General features: G+C 43.0%; 16 protein-coding genes. 7 read left to right on the top strand and 9 right to left on the bottom strand.

The features are described from left to right. Positions 1-65 precede the first annotated feature (65 nt). Complete coding sequence (locus EV210_RS04100) at positions 66-401, bottom strand: cupin domain-containing protein (RefSeq protein WP_132075971.1); 336 nt, start codon at positions 399-401, stop codon at positions 66-68. Positions 402-609: 208 nt separating this feature from the next. On the opposite strand from EV210_RS04100, the gene asnB reads away from it, so the two are divergent. Beyond that, positions 610-2,457: an asparagine synthase (glutamine-hydrolyzing) gene (gene asnB / locus EV210_RS04095; RefSeq protein ID WP_132075968.1), complete on the top strand. Its 1,848-nt coding sequence runs from the start codon at positions 610-612 to the stop codon at positions 2,455-2,457. On the opposite strand, the gene EV210_RS04090 is transcribed toward asnB, so the two are convergent. After that, positions 2,426-2,860, bottom strand: a complete 435-nt coding sequence (locus EV210_RS04090) for a hypothetical protein (RefSeq protein ID WP_132075965.1) — start codon at positions 2,858-2,860, stop codon at positions 2,426-2,428. The two genes, asnB and EV210_RS04090, sit on opposite strands and share 32 nt — an antisense overlap. 489 nt (positions 2,861-3,349) lie before the next feature. Here EV210_RS04090 and EV210_RS04085 point away from each other — a divergent pair, with 489 nt between their 5' ends. Beyond that, positions 3,350-4,351, top strand: a complete 1,002-nt coding sequence (locus tag EV210_RS04085) for a serine hydrolase domain-containing protein (protein WP_132075962.1) — start codon at positions 3,350-3,352, stop codon at positions 4,349-4,351. A 284-nt stretch (positions 4,352-4,635) separates the two neighbouring features. Here the strand turns inward: EV210_RS04085 and EV210_RS04080 are convergent, their stop codons facing one another. The 6 genes from EV210_RS04080 to EV210_RS04055 form a co-directional block, all read right to left on the bottom strand. After that, positions 4,636-5,325 (bottom strand): metallophosphoesterase, encoded by a 690-nt coding sequence (locus tag EV210_RS04080; RefSeq protein WP_132075959.1) that lies wholly within the window; start codon positions 5,323-5,325, stop codon positions 4,636-4,638. A 68-nt stretch (positions 5,326-5,393) separates the two neighbouring features. Next, the gene (locus tag EV210_RS04075) at positions 5,394-5,858 is read right to left on the bottom strand and encodes a DUF6262 family protein (protein WP_132075956.1); all 465 of its coding nucleotides are present in this window, start codon (positions 5,856-5,858) and stop codon (positions 5,394-5,396) included. Further along, positions 5,842-7,497: a tyrosine-type recombinase/integrase gene (locus EV210_RS04070; protein WP_132075953.1), complete on the bottom strand. Its 1,656-nt coding sequence runs from the start codon at positions 7,495-7,497 to the stop codon at positions 5,842-5,844. The genes EV210_RS04075 and EV210_RS04070 overlap by 17 nt, the downstream gene beginning before the upstream one ends. Then, on the bottom strand, positions 7,488-8,921 hold the full coding sequence (locus EV210_RS04065) for a tyrosine-type recombinase/integrase (RefSeq protein ID WP_132075950.1): 1,434 nt from the start codon (positions 8,919-8,921) through the stop codon (positions 7,488-7,490). Before EV210_RS04065 ends, EV210_RS04070 begins: the two co-directional genes overlap by 10 nt. Further along, on the bottom strand, positions 8,921-10,030 hold the full coding sequence (locus EV210_RS04060) for a tyrosine-type recombinase/integrase (protein WP_132075947.1): 1,110 nt from the start codon (positions 10,028-10,030) through the stop codon (positions 8,921-8,923). Before EV210_RS04060 ends, EV210_RS04065 begins: the two co-directional genes overlap by 1 nt. Before the next feature lie 181 nt (positions 10,031-10,211). Then, positions 10,212-10,505 (bottom strand): metallophosphoesterase, encoded by a 294-nt coding sequence (locus EV210_RS04055; RefSeq protein WP_132075944.1) that lies wholly within the window; start codon positions 10,503-10,505, stop codon positions 10,212-10,214. A gap of 128 nt (positions 10,506-10,633) precedes the next feature. Between EV210_RS04055 and EV210_RS04050 the strand changes: the two genes are divergently transcribed. From EV210_RS04050 to EV210_RS22480, 4 genes are all read left to right on the top strand, one after another. After that, positions 10,634-11,092 (top strand): hypothetical protein, encoded by a 459-nt coding sequence (locus EV210_RS04050; RefSeq protein ID WP_132075941.1) that lies wholly within the window; start codon positions 10,634-10,636, stop codon positions 11,090-11,092. A gap of 171 nt (positions 11,093-11,263) precedes the next feature. Then, complete coding sequence (locus EV210_RS04045; protein WP_132075938.1) at positions 11,264-11,725, top strand: hypothetical protein; 462 nt, start codon at positions 11,264-11,266, stop codon at positions 11,723-11,725. A 95-nt stretch (positions 11,726-11,820) separates the two neighbouring features. Continuing rightward, the gene (locus tag EV210_RS04040) at positions 11,821-12,213 is read left to right on the top strand and encodes a YmaF family protein (RefSeq protein WP_132075936.1); all 393 of its coding nucleotides are present in this window, start codon (positions 11,821-11,823) and stop codon (positions 12,211-12,213) included. A gap of 254 nt (positions 12,214-12,467) precedes the next feature. Next, positions 12,468-12,611, top strand: coding sequence for a hypothetical protein (locus EV210_RS22480; RefSeq protein ID WP_165898779.1), 144 nt, complete (start codon positions 12,468-12,470; stop codon positions 12,609-12,611). A 218-nt stretch (positions 12,612-12,829) separates the two neighbouring features. On the opposite strand, the gene EV210_RS04035 is transcribed toward EV210_RS22480, so the two are convergent. Continuing rightward, on the bottom strand, positions 12,830-13,597 hold the full coding sequence (locus EV210_RS04035) for a DUF4931 domain-containing protein (RefSeq protein WP_132075933.1): 768 nt from the start codon (positions 13,595-13,597) through the stop codon (positions 12,830-12,832). Between the two features lie 134 nt (positions 13,598-13,731). On the opposite strand from EV210_RS04035, the gene EV210_RS04030 reads away from it, so the two are divergent. After that, positions 13,732-14,214, top strand: a complete 483-nt coding sequence (locus tag EV210_RS04030; protein ID WP_132075930.1) for an 8-oxo-dGTP diphosphatase — start codon at positions 13,732-13,734, stop codon at positions 14,212-14,214. The last annotated feature ends 20 nt before the right edge of the window (positions 14,215-14,234 follow it).

The raw sequence follows: 14,234 nt of genomic DNA, 5'->3' as shown, positions 1-14,234 counted from the left end.
AACGCAAGAGCCCTGCTTTCATCGGGAGATTGAAAGCAGGGCTCTTGTTTAGCTGGCAGGTAGTGTTATTTCACCAAGATTAACAGCATTTTAAAGTTCTCGACGGCTTCTAAACCGTGAGGGATATTATTCGGCATAATTACGGTCTGACCGGCCGAGGCAGTGATTTTTTCCTCACCAATAGTAATTTCAGCTGTGCCATCAAGCATATACACCATTGCATCTCCAGGTGCCGAGTGAGTACTTACGCCTTCACCTTTGCCGAAAGCAAAAAGTGTGAGCGTAACCGAATCATTTTGCGCCAGTGTCAGGCTGATAACCTGGCCTGGTTTGTAATCAACTAAACTGGCAAAATCAAGTGCTTTGCTGAATTCGATATTTTTAATGAATTTCTTTTCCATAAGAACCCTCCTTAGCGAACCTTCTTCGCTTCTTTACCTTTATATTACTCTTTACTATATCCGTTTTCTGTGACAATCATCACAAATAGTGACCAAATCATTGTGCTGCGCATATTCTACTCTTGTAAAAGCATACAAAGGCAATGACGCCAACGAGCCCGCTTGGGGAAACTTCTGTTGGCGTTGTATTGTTGAGGAGGAGAAAACTATGTGCGGTATTACCGGCTGGATTGACTGGCAGGCTGATCTAACAACGCAAAAACCCATACTGGATGCAATGGTAGAGACGCTTACCACAAGAGGACCAGATGCATTTGGGACGTATATTACCCCTCACGCCGCTCTGGGACATCGCCGGCTGAGCGTCGTCGATCTGGAAGGCGGCCGCCAACCCATGACGCGCAAACGCGGCGGTCATGCCTATACGATTACTTATAATGGTGAATTATATAATACGCCGGAATTACAAGCAGACTTAGAAGCCAGAGGCTACCGTTTCAGTACACACTCTGATACGGAAGTTTTGCTTACCGCCTATATCGAATATGGGCCATCCTGCGTAGAGCATTTTAATGGCATTTTTGCTTTTGCAATTTGGGATGAAGAAAAGGAACAGCTGTATTTAGCCCGTGACCGGATGGGGGTTAAGCCGCTTTTTTATGCCGAGCGGGGCAGCGCATTTTTCTTTGGCTCTGAACTAAAGGCCTTGCTGGCTCATCCGGCGATTGAACCGGAAGTTGGTCTTGAAGGTATGGCGGAAATATTTATGATTGGACCGGCACGGACTCCCGGGCATGGTGTCTTTAAAAATATTGCAGAATTAAAGCCTGGCTGCTCGATGCTTGTCAGTCGCAGCGGAAAGCGAATCAGTACCTACTGGGCCTTGGAGTCGAAACCGCATACGGAACCTTTTGATGTTACGATTGCCACTGTGCGGGAACTTTTAGAGGATGCGGTCAGAAGACAGCTTGTTGCGGATGTACCGGTGTGTACGCTGCTGTCTGGAGGACTGGACTCGAGTGCTTTAACCGCTTTTGCTGCGCAGGCATATAAAGAGAAAGGGTATGAATGCCTTCATACGTATTCTGTCGATTATGTGGATAATGACTTGTTTTTCCAGGCGAATGCCTTTCAGCCTAACTCCGATAGTCCTTGGGTAAAACGGGTATCCGAATACTTTGCTACCTGCCACCATCTGGTGGAACTGGAAAACGTCAGCTTGGCAGATACGCTGCCAATTGCCGCACTGGCTCGTGATTTACCGGGCATGGCAGATGTTGATACGTCGTTATACCTCTTTTGCCAGCAAATAAAAAAAGGCGCCACTGTTGCCCTGTCGGGAGAGTGTGCCGATGAGGTATTCGGAGGTTATCCCTGGTTTCGCCGGGAAGACTTAATTAATGCCGATACATTTCCGTGGTCGCGCTTTATTCAGGGGAGAGCCGAGTGGCTGGCGCCTCAGATCAGAGCTAGCTTTGATTTCCAGGACTATGCGGCTTCCCGCTACAGTGATGCTCTAAACGAAGTACCACGCCTGCCCGGTGAGGAAGCAAAAGCGGCCCGTATGCGGGAAATTTTCTACTTAAGCCTTACCCGCTTTATGCCAACACTGCTTGATCGCAAAGACCGGATGAGCATGGCATTTGGTTTAGAAGTAAGAGTACCTTTCTGTGATCACCGGATTGTTGATTATGTATGGAATGTACCCTGGGAAATGAAGAATTACCAGGACCGGGAGAAAGGATTGCTGCGGCATGCTTTAACCGGTGTGCTGCCTGATGATGTACTCTGGCGCAAGAAGAGTCCTTATCCCAAGACACATAATCCTGCTTATTTGAATACTGTCAGAGAACGGCTGCTGGCTATTTTAAATGATAAGACAACACCGCTGCACGGTCTGATCGATTCCGGAAAAATTCGCGAGATTGCCCAGTCGCCGGAAGCAGCTTCCAATATACCTTGGTTTGGTCAATTAATGGGCGGACCACAGTTATTTGCTTATCTTATTCAGATGGATACCTGGCTCAGGGCCTATAAGGTTCGCTTTGTAGAATAAGCTTTAATTTGAAATCCAGGGCGTCGCAGGCTACCAGGTGGCAGGCGGCGCCGTTTATTATACCGGACGGTGCGGTGGCGGCCGATTCGCTGTGAAGGTGGCCAAAGAGGCAGAGCATTACTTTAAATTCGCCGATTAGCTCGGTAAAGCCGCTAGGTTCATGTTTATCATTGATAGGCGGGTAGTGAAGCATGAGAATGATTTTCTCAAATCCTGCTGCGGTCGCCGCTTCGAGAGAAGCGCGTACTCTGAGCAACTCCCGCTGATAAATGCTGTTATCTTCAGCAGTGAAGGAACGGTCTCCCGGACAGAGCCAGCCACGGCTGCCACATATTGCATAATCACCGGCAATGGCAAAGGAATTTTGCAAAAAGGTCAGCTCGTTTTCCACGGCCTTATTCATTTTACTGATCGTTTGCCACCAGTAATCGTGATTTATCTTTAGTGGCAGTTGTGTCTTAGAAGATGCAAAGCCAGTGTTTATGCTGGTTTGCTACGTGGTAGACAATGATTGGTGTCCAAATTAATATCTTATGAAATTATTGATAATATTATACCTTCTAACGTAAAAGAGAAGCTAACACTAAATGAAAAAAATTCTAGCAGGGTAATTATATTTTGAAGCAGACGATTTCAAGCCAACCAATTTGCAAACTTAATAAAAATATCCCTTCTGTTTTTCGCAGACTATATGCAATTTACTATTTCGGGACGAATACATAAAGATTTAAACAGATTTGCCATTGTGCATTGCAGCCCTTGTGAAGCGCCAGATTGGTGTTAGGACATAAGAAAATGCTAGGGTTCGATAAATTCGATGCTTGTTTTTTATGGAGGAATTTACTGGAAGTTATAGTATATTACTTAATAGCAAAAGAGCGGAGGTGTACAAATGAAGGCGAAGGTATTACTTGTCTTCGTAATGATTTTCTTAATCATTAACTCAGTAACATTTGCAGCCACAGACTTACGTTATATCGACGGAATACCAGTGGTGGGTCAAGAGACCACATATAAAACTGTCGACGACAAGGTTGTACAGTTTATGAAGATACATCAGATCAAAGCCGCTAGTGTAGCAATAATGAAGGACGGAATCATCGTACTCAATCATGGTTACGGATATTCAGACCGCAAAGGAACGATCCCTGTTGAACCTAATACATTGATGCGTATAGCCAGTGTGACCAAGCCGTTCACCGCAGCAGCAGTAAGAAGTCTAGTTCGCGAAGGTAAGATTAGTTTAGATACAAAGATATTAGATGTCCTTGATATTAAACCATTCAGAGGAACAGTGATTGATCCTAGATGGTATAGTATAACTGTCGGTAACTTACTTAGTCATAGGGGTGGCTGGGATAGGAATAGTACAAGCGTAGAATTTGACCCAATGTTCAAATCAGCATTCATCCAAAGAGAGATGCAATTGCCAGGTCCGCCTAACCCTACTCAAATAATTTCATACATGATGAGCAAACCCCTAGACTTTAATCCAGGCGAGAAGTACGTATATTCCAATTTTGGCTATTCAATTTTAGGTCGTGTGATTGAAAAGGTTACTGGAATGTCTTACTTTGAGTACCTGAAGCAGTCTGTGCTTATTCCTGCTGGAATTAATGACATCGAGATCGGAAGAACACTACCCCAAGACCGTAATCCCAAAGAAATTAAATTCTATTATCATCCTGGAACTATGGCATCGGTCATAAATTCCCGGATTGTATCCCCACCGGATGGTGGCTTTTATCTGGAAGCAATGGACTCGCATGGTGCATTAATTGCTTCATCGGAAAGTCTGGTTAAGTTCGCTCAAAAGTTCTGGGTAAGCGGTCAGCCACGCCTAGAAGGACAGAGTGGTGGGCATTCATGGTGGCTCCTTGGATGGAACACGTAGTTTTCTCTGGTGGAGGGCTGACGCTATGAATGTTGCGGTAATATTTAACCAAAGGGTAGGAGAAGTAGAATACTATCCTGGAATGCGGGGAAGTGAGATGAACGAGCTTTATACCCCGATAAGGGCAATAATCGATAATGCTATTAATGAGTGTAATTCCTCTCAGTAAACCTAAGGTGATCCACTAATATTTTTTGATCAGGTTAGAATAGAGGTGCCAGTTAACACCTCTTTTGCATTTTAACTCCCAAACTGAACTGTTTAAATAACAGACCACCCTATTATTAGACAATCTGCTTGAGTTTGAAATCCAGTGCGTCGCAGGACACAAGATGGAGCATGGTTCCGTTGAAATTACCTTGAGGAGCGGTTTTTATGGCCTCGTCATGTAAGTGACCATAGACGCAGATTTCTACCGCAAATTCTGTGAACAACTGGGTGAAACCACTTGGCTCGTTTTTATAGAGTGGGGGATAGTGCAGCATTAGTATAATACGCTTGTGACCAGCGGAACGGGCGGCTTCGAGTGAGTTTTTAACCCGTCCAAGTTCACGCTGATAAATATGTTCGTCGGCCTGTTTGAAAGCGGGGTCCCCAGGGCATAGCCATCCTCTACTGCCACAAACGGCGAAATCTCCAAGATCAGCGTAATTATTCTGAATAAAAGTAAGGCGATTACCGATTGCGGTGTTCATTTTACTTAGTGATTGCCACCAGTGCTCATGATTACCACGAATTAGAAACTTTCGTCCGGGAAGGGAGGCTATGGCATCTAAATCAACTATCGCTTGTTCAAGTTTCATAGCCCATGAGATATCACCTGCCAAAAGAACGGCATCATCCGAGTTTACTCTGGAAATCCAGTCGGACTGAATTTTTTCCCAATGATTCAGCCATTGCGCGCCGAAGACAGACATTGGTTTGGAAGGTGGGAAGCCGGATAAATGGGTATCAGCTATCGCAAAAATTTTCATAAGTGATCCTTTCTAATCTACCACACTGGACTAGCTCAGGGCGGTTTTAAAATTCAACTTAACCCACGCTACTTTGAACGCAGCTTTATCAATTCCCTTTGTAACTCGGCATTTTCGTCTCGCAACTTCGTTTCGACTACACGTAGTCTATTAGTTTCAGATTCCAGGTCTTCAAGGCGAATTAGTTGGGCTGCTGAGCTTTCAAGTTTTGCGTTAAGTTCTACAATTTTTAGGCGTAATTCCTTAATTTTAGCGTCTTTTTGATTTGCGCGTTCGACTTTTTTAGGATCAGTCGTTTGCTTGCTTGCGGACTTTTGAATAAGCATTGCGCCTAATACTTTTTCATGCAAATCTTGATTGTTATAGATAGTTTGGCGGGACAAACCGGCAAACTTTGCAATGGCTAAAACAGATATTTGTTTCTTGTTTTTTTTCAATGTTGAAATAGCATCATCTACGTCGGTTAAATGCTGTGCATGTGTTTCATTCTGGTGAATAGTTAGGCCGGTTGTGTTTTTACCCCGCTTCGACATTGATTTGTTCCTCCAATCCCTTTACGAGAGGGTGCAGATATTGCCACTTTACATAGTGGACTTGATAGGCTCGTTCCCATCCCTGCTCTTTACATCTAGCCATCGACTTCTCAAGCATAATCAATTCATCATTTAAGATAGGGTAAAACCCAACGGACGTAAGGTAGTTTGGACAATTATACATGAAACATCCGTCGCCATTAGAGCAATTTCCTCTTCTTGGGTCGTGCATACAGACCCCGGCAGGGAGGGGGTTGAAATTCATGGAGGAATACAGGTTGTTCACAATTTCGTCAATCTGCGCTGCTGTTTTACCGGCAAACTCCATCTTTAAAGTCGCTTGTATTTCTTTGGCTCGGATGCCAGCAGTTTTTGCATCTGGACCTAGCAAGTCTCTAGCTAATTGCTTTTTTATATCTTCTACTGATAGTTGTGCATACCACGCAGTCATTTCTATTGATAAATGATTGAAGTGCTTTTTTACCTGCGCGAGTGGTGTTTTTTTTCGTATTAAGTCTAGAACGAAAGTGGGGCGGAACTGGTGCGAAGTTAAAGGATAAAGCTCACCGTCATCTCCGTGAATATTCCAGAGCGTAATAAAATCTTTTAGCTTTTTATCAATCCCTCTAGAGGTATATACTTCTACCATGTTTCCAGTCTTTCTATGAGGGGATTTCGCTAAAAACATATAATCAGAATGGTCATTATGCTTTACTTTGGCAATTTTCAGTGTAAGTTCTTCGGTAGATAACTTAGTGTTAAGTCTGAGCCTGTTAATCGCATCAGAAGTATCCTGTCTTGCTCTGTCCCTGAGTTGTTGCGTTGCTATCTCAAGTTCCTCTATCGTTGTAATTACCAGCTCGTTAACGAAAACCTTGTGTTCAACTGGTACACCTTGATCGGTTTTGGGGACCATGACCTCCATGTAAGTTCCGTCTTTACCGTCTTTTAAACAACCAACTTTTAAGCCTAATATCTCGTTTATTCGCAGGCCGGTTTGACTCTGAATTATTATGCACGATTTTGTAATGATGTCAGTCTCTTTGTTTATAGCGAAGTACAGTATCTTGTTGAAAACGCTATCGGGGATCGGCGGGAACTTCGACCAGAGCTTTTGCAACCGGGCCTTTTTTGATGATACCCATATACTTGCAGACGTGTTGTCCAAGAAAATGTTATGCTTAGGCACGTCCCAACCTTCGACCTGCCCAATGCGGATAATTTGTTCAATTACATGAGCATAGGTGTAACCTGTATGTGCTGCTATCTTTTTGCCCTTTTGTGTACGGTAATCGTCCTTTAGCCATCGGTTAAAATCGGTCCATGTCTCGTAGTCCAGTTGGGCAAAATCTCGGACGAGATTTTTTTCCGCATAGTTCATAAACGCTGATAAATCGATGATGTTGTATGAAACCGTTTGAGGTTTAATCTCGCCGAGTTTATGGTACGCAAACAACTTGATAACCGGCTTGAATTTAATCCCGAATTTGGTGAAATCGATTTTTTTTACAGTGCTATCTATGCCCTTCACGTCAATAAGTAATGAGATGTCCCAGATGTCGTCTGTAAAATAAGATTCTCCAATTCTTACAGTAGATAAGTCCTCGGTTCCAACAATTGGCGGCAATTCTATTGACATTTTAGCCCCTCCAATCTGGCAACAATTTGTTTTAACATAGCGATTATTGGAGTAAGATGTGACGCATAGTGTTCTCCATAAACATTGTTCTCAAGTTCTAGCTCTAACTCAGCAAGATGCTTTTTGTGTTGATCTAAAAACTCAAGAGTTGTTATATAGCGTGCGCAAGAATAGCATCGCCTGCGCTTTAACAGGTGTTCACATATGCGGTCTTTTTCGCAAGGTTTTGTACAGTAACCATCTTCCAGACGTGCATTTGTATCCTTGTTTTTCTTAAACCAGATAAGTTCATTATGGTCCTTGATTAAATCTTCGTTTAACTGATTGATGTTACCAATTATGCCTATACGTTTAAATTCTCTTGCTCTTTCACTATCCTTGATATCGGCATAATGACGAACGGTAGTTTCGGCGAAACCATGATCTAGCATCTCCTGAACTACTAACAAGTCTACTCCCTGGCTCAGCATATCTGTGCTTAAAGTCCTACGAAACATATGGCTCGTAAGATCGTAAATATCGCCATTCGCGTCTGTAATGTTATGTTTTACGGCAAACTTATGTAACCAATCGTTGTATGTATCATTTGGGATATTCTTTACTCGTCCGCTGAAGTCTCCACCTTTATTAAGGCGATGAAGAAACAACAGGTTTTTTTGTTTTTCCGGTGCTTCATTCCTCAAAGGCTGTGTCAGTTCAATCAGCCTCTCAATTGCCTTCTTGCAAATTTCTGGAATAGGTTTTGGCTTAGTCCAGCTCCGTTTTTTGTGATTAAAAAACTTTATCATAGGTTCTTTTGAGATTATATGGTTGTCGAAACAATCAATTCGGAGTTTGAGCAAATCGCTTATTCGCATTCCGACGCACTGAAGTATTATGATGCCACACCTAAGATACAGATTTGGTTCATTAGGCAATGCATCGTTAATTTTTTCAACAATCTCATCAGGAATGTAATCGATAGTTAGCCTTGCTGGTGCCTTGAAGGCGTTATTGGGAAAAATATTGTCCAAAGGTACAAGATGAGGTAATTCCTTTTGCCCCCATAAAATAAGTGTTTTTAAACTAGAGTAGGCGGCCCGCTGAGTATTGTGAGCAATTTTCTTCCCCGTCTTTTGGGACACATATGTCTTTAAGTAAGATTTGAATTTTTTCATATGTGTTGCTTTTAAGTGTTTTACTGACGTTATGTTGAAATCGCTCATGTAACGCCGGGCGAACTGCTGATTAAGAAAGATGAGATGGATAGTCGATACCGCGCTCTCTTTTTTATGGTAGTTATTCCAGATGTAGTGTTTCAGCAGAACCTTTAAGTCATCAGGAAACTCTGAAAATTCAAATCTAAAATCCCTTTCGTAATTAGCCGAATTAACATCGTTATCCTTGAGACTCCATTCATCGCTAGATGGGGGAGTGATAAGCATTATATTCCTCCAATTCTATTTACACGTTCAGCATTCGACATCCAAAAATCTGATATCTTTCGATTTACATATTTGTCTGTAAGGTGTGTATATTTTTCGGTAGTAGAATATTGCTTATGCCCCATAATTTCTTGAACTATTTTGAGATTGAGTCCTAACTGGACATAGTTTGTGCAGCAGGTATGCCGTAAGTCATGTGGGGTGAATGAGATGTTGCACATTTTCCCTACCCGCCTAAAGCAATCACTAATTGCTGCCTGGCTCAGCGGCTTGCCAAGGTGTTGCTTTTGATAACTAACAAAGATATAGCTGTGTTTTACGTTGAATTTATCCCGTTCTTCGACAATATAGTTATCTAGCTCAATAGCCACCGATGTTGGTAAATAAATAGTACGCGGTCCGGATTTGTGTTGACGATCCAAGTCGTTTTCATCCCGAGGAACTAATTCAAAAGATGTGATCGGGTCCATTGCATTAGGATAAGGAATGTCCTCTGTGCATAACCCCAGAAGTTCGCTAATCCTCATTCCGGTAAAATACAATAGTTTAAAAATTAGCTTGTCCCTTTTGTTATTAAGCGTATTTGTAATCAACTCAGTTTCATCGTCATCAAGTATTCGCCAAGTTTCAGGGCCGTTAGAAGAAGTTTTTATGCGAAAGGCACTTCGGCTAATAAGACTATTAACATGCGCTAATATTGGTTTATACATCCCCGGCTTTCGTGTATCATCTTCCATAATTATTGGATTCTTAAAGTTACGATGAAGAGCCTCGTGTTCATAAAAATCGCGAATTGCGGCAAGCATCCTTTTGATTGTCTTGTTTGAGCGAACTTTTAGATTCCCGCCCGTTTGCGTGTCTACTCCTTTAAGATAAGAAACGAAATCTTCAATAGTTTCGGGGGTAGAAAATTCATAGTTTATATGGCGGCGATTTAAAAACTGAAAGTATTCTTTCAAATCTAGTGCATAGTTGAAAATTGTCAATGGTGCTTTATCTTCTAGTTGCAGTTTCTTAAAATAATAGTAAACTGGTTTAATAAGGACCATATTGTCATCAAACAATGCTGCGGTTGTCTTTCCGTTTTCATATTTCCTATATAAGTACATAAAAAAATATCCCCTTAACGCATTTTACAGTGTACAAACCGAAAAAAACCAGTATACATACACTATTGTAACGTTTTTCCAGGGATATTTCAATAACTTAAAATAATGTTTCCGATTTGGCTTATTCTAGATAAGCGTAATATACACAAAATGTAAAGGAAACTTAGCCATTACAGTATTATTAAGCTATATATCTATATTTACACTCGTCACTAAGGATAACATGATTGCCGCGAATAAGAATTTTTCTGCCGGGCAATTGTCTGATGGCATTTAAATCCACCAAGGCATCGTCAAGCCGCATTGCCCAAGAAATGTCGCCGGGTAGTAATACGGTATCTTCAGCAGCTACCCGGTCAAGCCAGTCGGCTTTAATTTTTTCCCAATGATTATGCCAGTGGGCACCGAAAATGTCCATTGGTTTTGTTGGCGGTTCACCGGATAAGTGCGTATCGGCTATCGCAAAAATCTTCATAATTTCAATCCTTTAAGGTAATATACCTGGTTTTTCTACTATTATTTCGATCTTTAGGGAAAATTTCCTGTATTGGCACGGTAACTGTTGGCAACGCTATTACTAATACAGGCGCAGGAGGTGTTATAATGACTATTGATAATGAAATTGTTTCCGCTTATGACGGCAAGCAAACGCAGGTTCCTGTGAACGGCGAGCAGTTGGCAGCTCAAGCTTCGCAAACAAACGCTGAAAACCAGGATAGTTCGCAAAGCCAAATGCAGGCTGCAGGTGTTGAAACCAGCCCTCCTAATCATTCTAGTATGCCCGTTGGTCGTTCAAATGAGCAAACCGGCGCTAGTGGAGGTTTGGCAGCAGCTGGGGATGGCACTAAAACGATGGGATTTGAAGATGCTCTGGACTATACCGTTAATCAATCTACCGACGGTTCATTAAAACCGGGAGATAAACGGACCGTTAACTACTTGGTGCACCGCATGATCTGGGATCAGCAGGAAAAGCTTGATCTTGGCGACAGGGCAATTAGTAAAGACGGAACTATGGAAGTGCAAGATAGTTTTGATGTTGAGCAAAGCGGGCTAAAATAGTGATATAAGAAGGGGCTGTCGCACGAATTTATATCGTGCGGCAGCCTCTTCTTTACCTGCTAGGAGAAAACACCGATTCGCAGTTGGAAAATATAGGTCGGTGACTAAATAGTCAGTTTGTTATATAATTTACATAAAGTAATCTTAAGATTACATAGAAAGGGGATTATCATGTTCAAAAAGAAAACGACAATGGTTGCAGTAGTGGCCATGATAACTTTATTAACTGTAATCGCTGGCTGTGGCGGCGGTGGCGGAAAGCGTATTACCGGATTGTCACCCGATGGTGTTGTTAAGACTTTTGTAAATGCTGCCAAAGATGGCAAATTAAATGAAGCCGGTCTTTACGTATCACCTACCTCTGCCAGTGATCCCAAAGCAATTGCCGAGTTTATCAGCGGTGATGATTTAAAGGTACTTAAAAAATCCAATGTAGCGGCAGTGAAAGTGGTTGCTCAATCCGGAGATTACGCTGCCGTAGTTGTAACATTGCAGCAGGAAAATACCTTTAACGTTACTGTGAAGCCGGTAGGGTTGGAACGGATTAAGGGTGAATGGTATATTGTAGCCTTTGACCAAATTTATCAAAATGCAAAATACGGTGTGCTGGCTCAGCTACTGAGAAGTATTTAATCCAAAAGCGGGGAAATCCCCCGCTTTTTTGTTTTGTGTTCACCATCCCTATTGGGTATGCATACAATAGAACATAAGGAGGTGTTGATTCATTTATGAAAGAAGAAGACCGTAAAGCACCCGTAACAGAGGATCGCGATACCTGCCGGGAATTAGTGCATGTACACATATATCAAACATTTACGCAGGTAGCGGATGGCCATAACCATAACATTCTCGGCGTTACTGCTCCGGCGCGCATGACTAACGGAACACATGTGCATTGTTTAAAAGGCCGGACGAGTTTTGTGGAAGGCCACTGGCATGCATATGATGTTTATACCGGACCTGCTGTCTCCATGGGGGATGGAACACATATTCATTATTATACGGGCACCACATCGGAAGTCGAAGATCATGAGCATGATTTCAGCGGAGCAACGAATGTTGCACCAGATATCATCCGGACTCAGGCCGTTAATAATTATCCGCGTGAAGACGAAGAATAAAATTGTGAGGAAAATGGGACAGTCCCCTTTTTTAAAAGGGGACTGTCCCATTTTTAATTTTATCAGAAAGGTTAACTTTCTGATGGTGTGCATAAGAACGACATAGGCTTCCACCTGCGTCCTAAAGGAATTGGTGCAAGCCAAGTCTTTTCTAATAGATAGTTGGTCGGCAGCTTGGCGTGCAGTAAGGCTGGCATTTGGTCCGCGGCTGGCAAGTGGGATAGCAGCTAGGACGGCAGGCCGGTTCACAGGACATGCGGGGGCGGCAGGACGGGGCACAAAATGGTTTGCAGGAAGGCGGACAAGATGGCGTGCAAGGGGGCGGACAGATTGGATCACAGAGAGGGCTGCAATTCGGTGCACAAGGCGTACCGGTAGGTGAGCAGCCAATGGGCTGATCTGGCTGATCGGGCCGGTCGCTGTAGTCCATAATCTCCGGTGTACCCCATTTGGGGATTTTATATCTGCTTCGCTTAGGCATAATGAAAACATCCTCCTGTTCAATACGGTAATTCCACTGTTACTTATGCATTCTATGCACAAAACGGGCAGTGGGTGAAGTATTGACAGAGGCTGTTTGCTCAAAAGTAAGAATATGCTAAAATAACAGCATGCTTTATAAATAGCCCTCTTTGATTTGCGTAATGACTTCTTTAGCCCGTTCTTCATTTGCGAGCTGGGGAATGGAATAGCCGATGAATAAAGGGGAACTGACAAAGCGGGGAATGACTTTTACGATAATTTTTCCTTCGTATTGATAGAAAAATAGATTATAGCTTTTGCAAGCCCGGTGAAAGCTATGTAGAGCATAGTGGGCCGCGATTTGGATATAATCAGCCATAATTTCCAGATTGGCCAAATTATCCAGCAAAACATTGAACTCAAAAAAACCCACGCGCGGCTGAGTAGACAAATTAAATTCAACACCCTGGCGGCTGTCAATGAGCTGTCCTGTAAAATGCTCTGCTTGGACATGTTCCAAATAGTTCACATTTTCGAGACCGACAATTTGCATATGAGGATGGCGAATGGTACCACCTGAGCAGGGACCGTGATTTTTATAGAAAAGAACTGAGGCAAACTGACCGCTGGCAGACATTTCGAGCCACTTTTCCACCCCGAAGCGAATCACGTTATACAGGTGGTCTTTCGGATACAGGGATAGCTCAGAATTACAGTCCTCTGTTTCGATTAATACGGTTTGCAGCGTTTGTTCCAGAACAGGGTATTTATTTTTTATCAGCCAGATAGATCCTCGTTTCTCAATAATGTCTTCTAAGGTCTCCCTGTGACAGAAAGGACAGTTGGCGGTTCGATTAATAATATTTTCCGGTTTTTGTTTTCCGATCGTAACATTAAAGACCAAATGGCTGGATGCTGACATGGATGGTCACCTCGTATATGTGCTAAGGTAGTACTATTCTATCATACCCGGACTGAGCTGGAAAAGCTAGTGCCGAGAAAGACATGGCTCCAAGGAAACTACGAGCCTATTTTTAGCCGAAAGGGTGGGTTTGTATGTATTCGACAACGCTCTGTTTTGTCGTTGACGGCTTACCGGCACGCAATGTGCTGTTAGGCATGAAGAAAAACGGCTTTGGCAAAGGAAAATATAACGGTTTTGGCGGTAAAATAGAACAGAATGAAGGAATAAAGGCAGCCGTACTGCGTGAACTGGAGGAAGAGTGTGGGCTGATTGCTGCGGAGCAGGACCTCGAAAAAGTAGGGGAGCTGGATTTTATTTTCCCTGAACAGCCCGCTTGGGATCATGATGTACACATCTATATCGTAAAGCGCTGGCAGGGGGGCATCCGGGAAACGGAGGAAATGAAACCGGAATGGTTTCCTGTTGCGGCAGTTCCGTATGCCACCATGTGGCAGGATGATATTCATTGGCTGCCGCAGGTGCTGCAAGGAGAAAAAATAAAAGGCGAGGTACAGTTCGCTGCCGATAATGAAAGTGTGCGGGCGGTAACCATTACAGCCGTAAGCTCTTTTTAAAGGAGAAATGGATTAGAAAA

Source organism: Anaerospora hongkongensis, assembly GCF_004339805.1.
GTDB lineage: Bacteria > Bacillota > Negativicutes > Sporomusales > DSM-15969 > Anaerospora > Anaerospora hongkongensis.
Note: the sequence above shows the minus strand (reverse complement) of the source record. Positions and strands in the feature narration are given on the sequence as shown.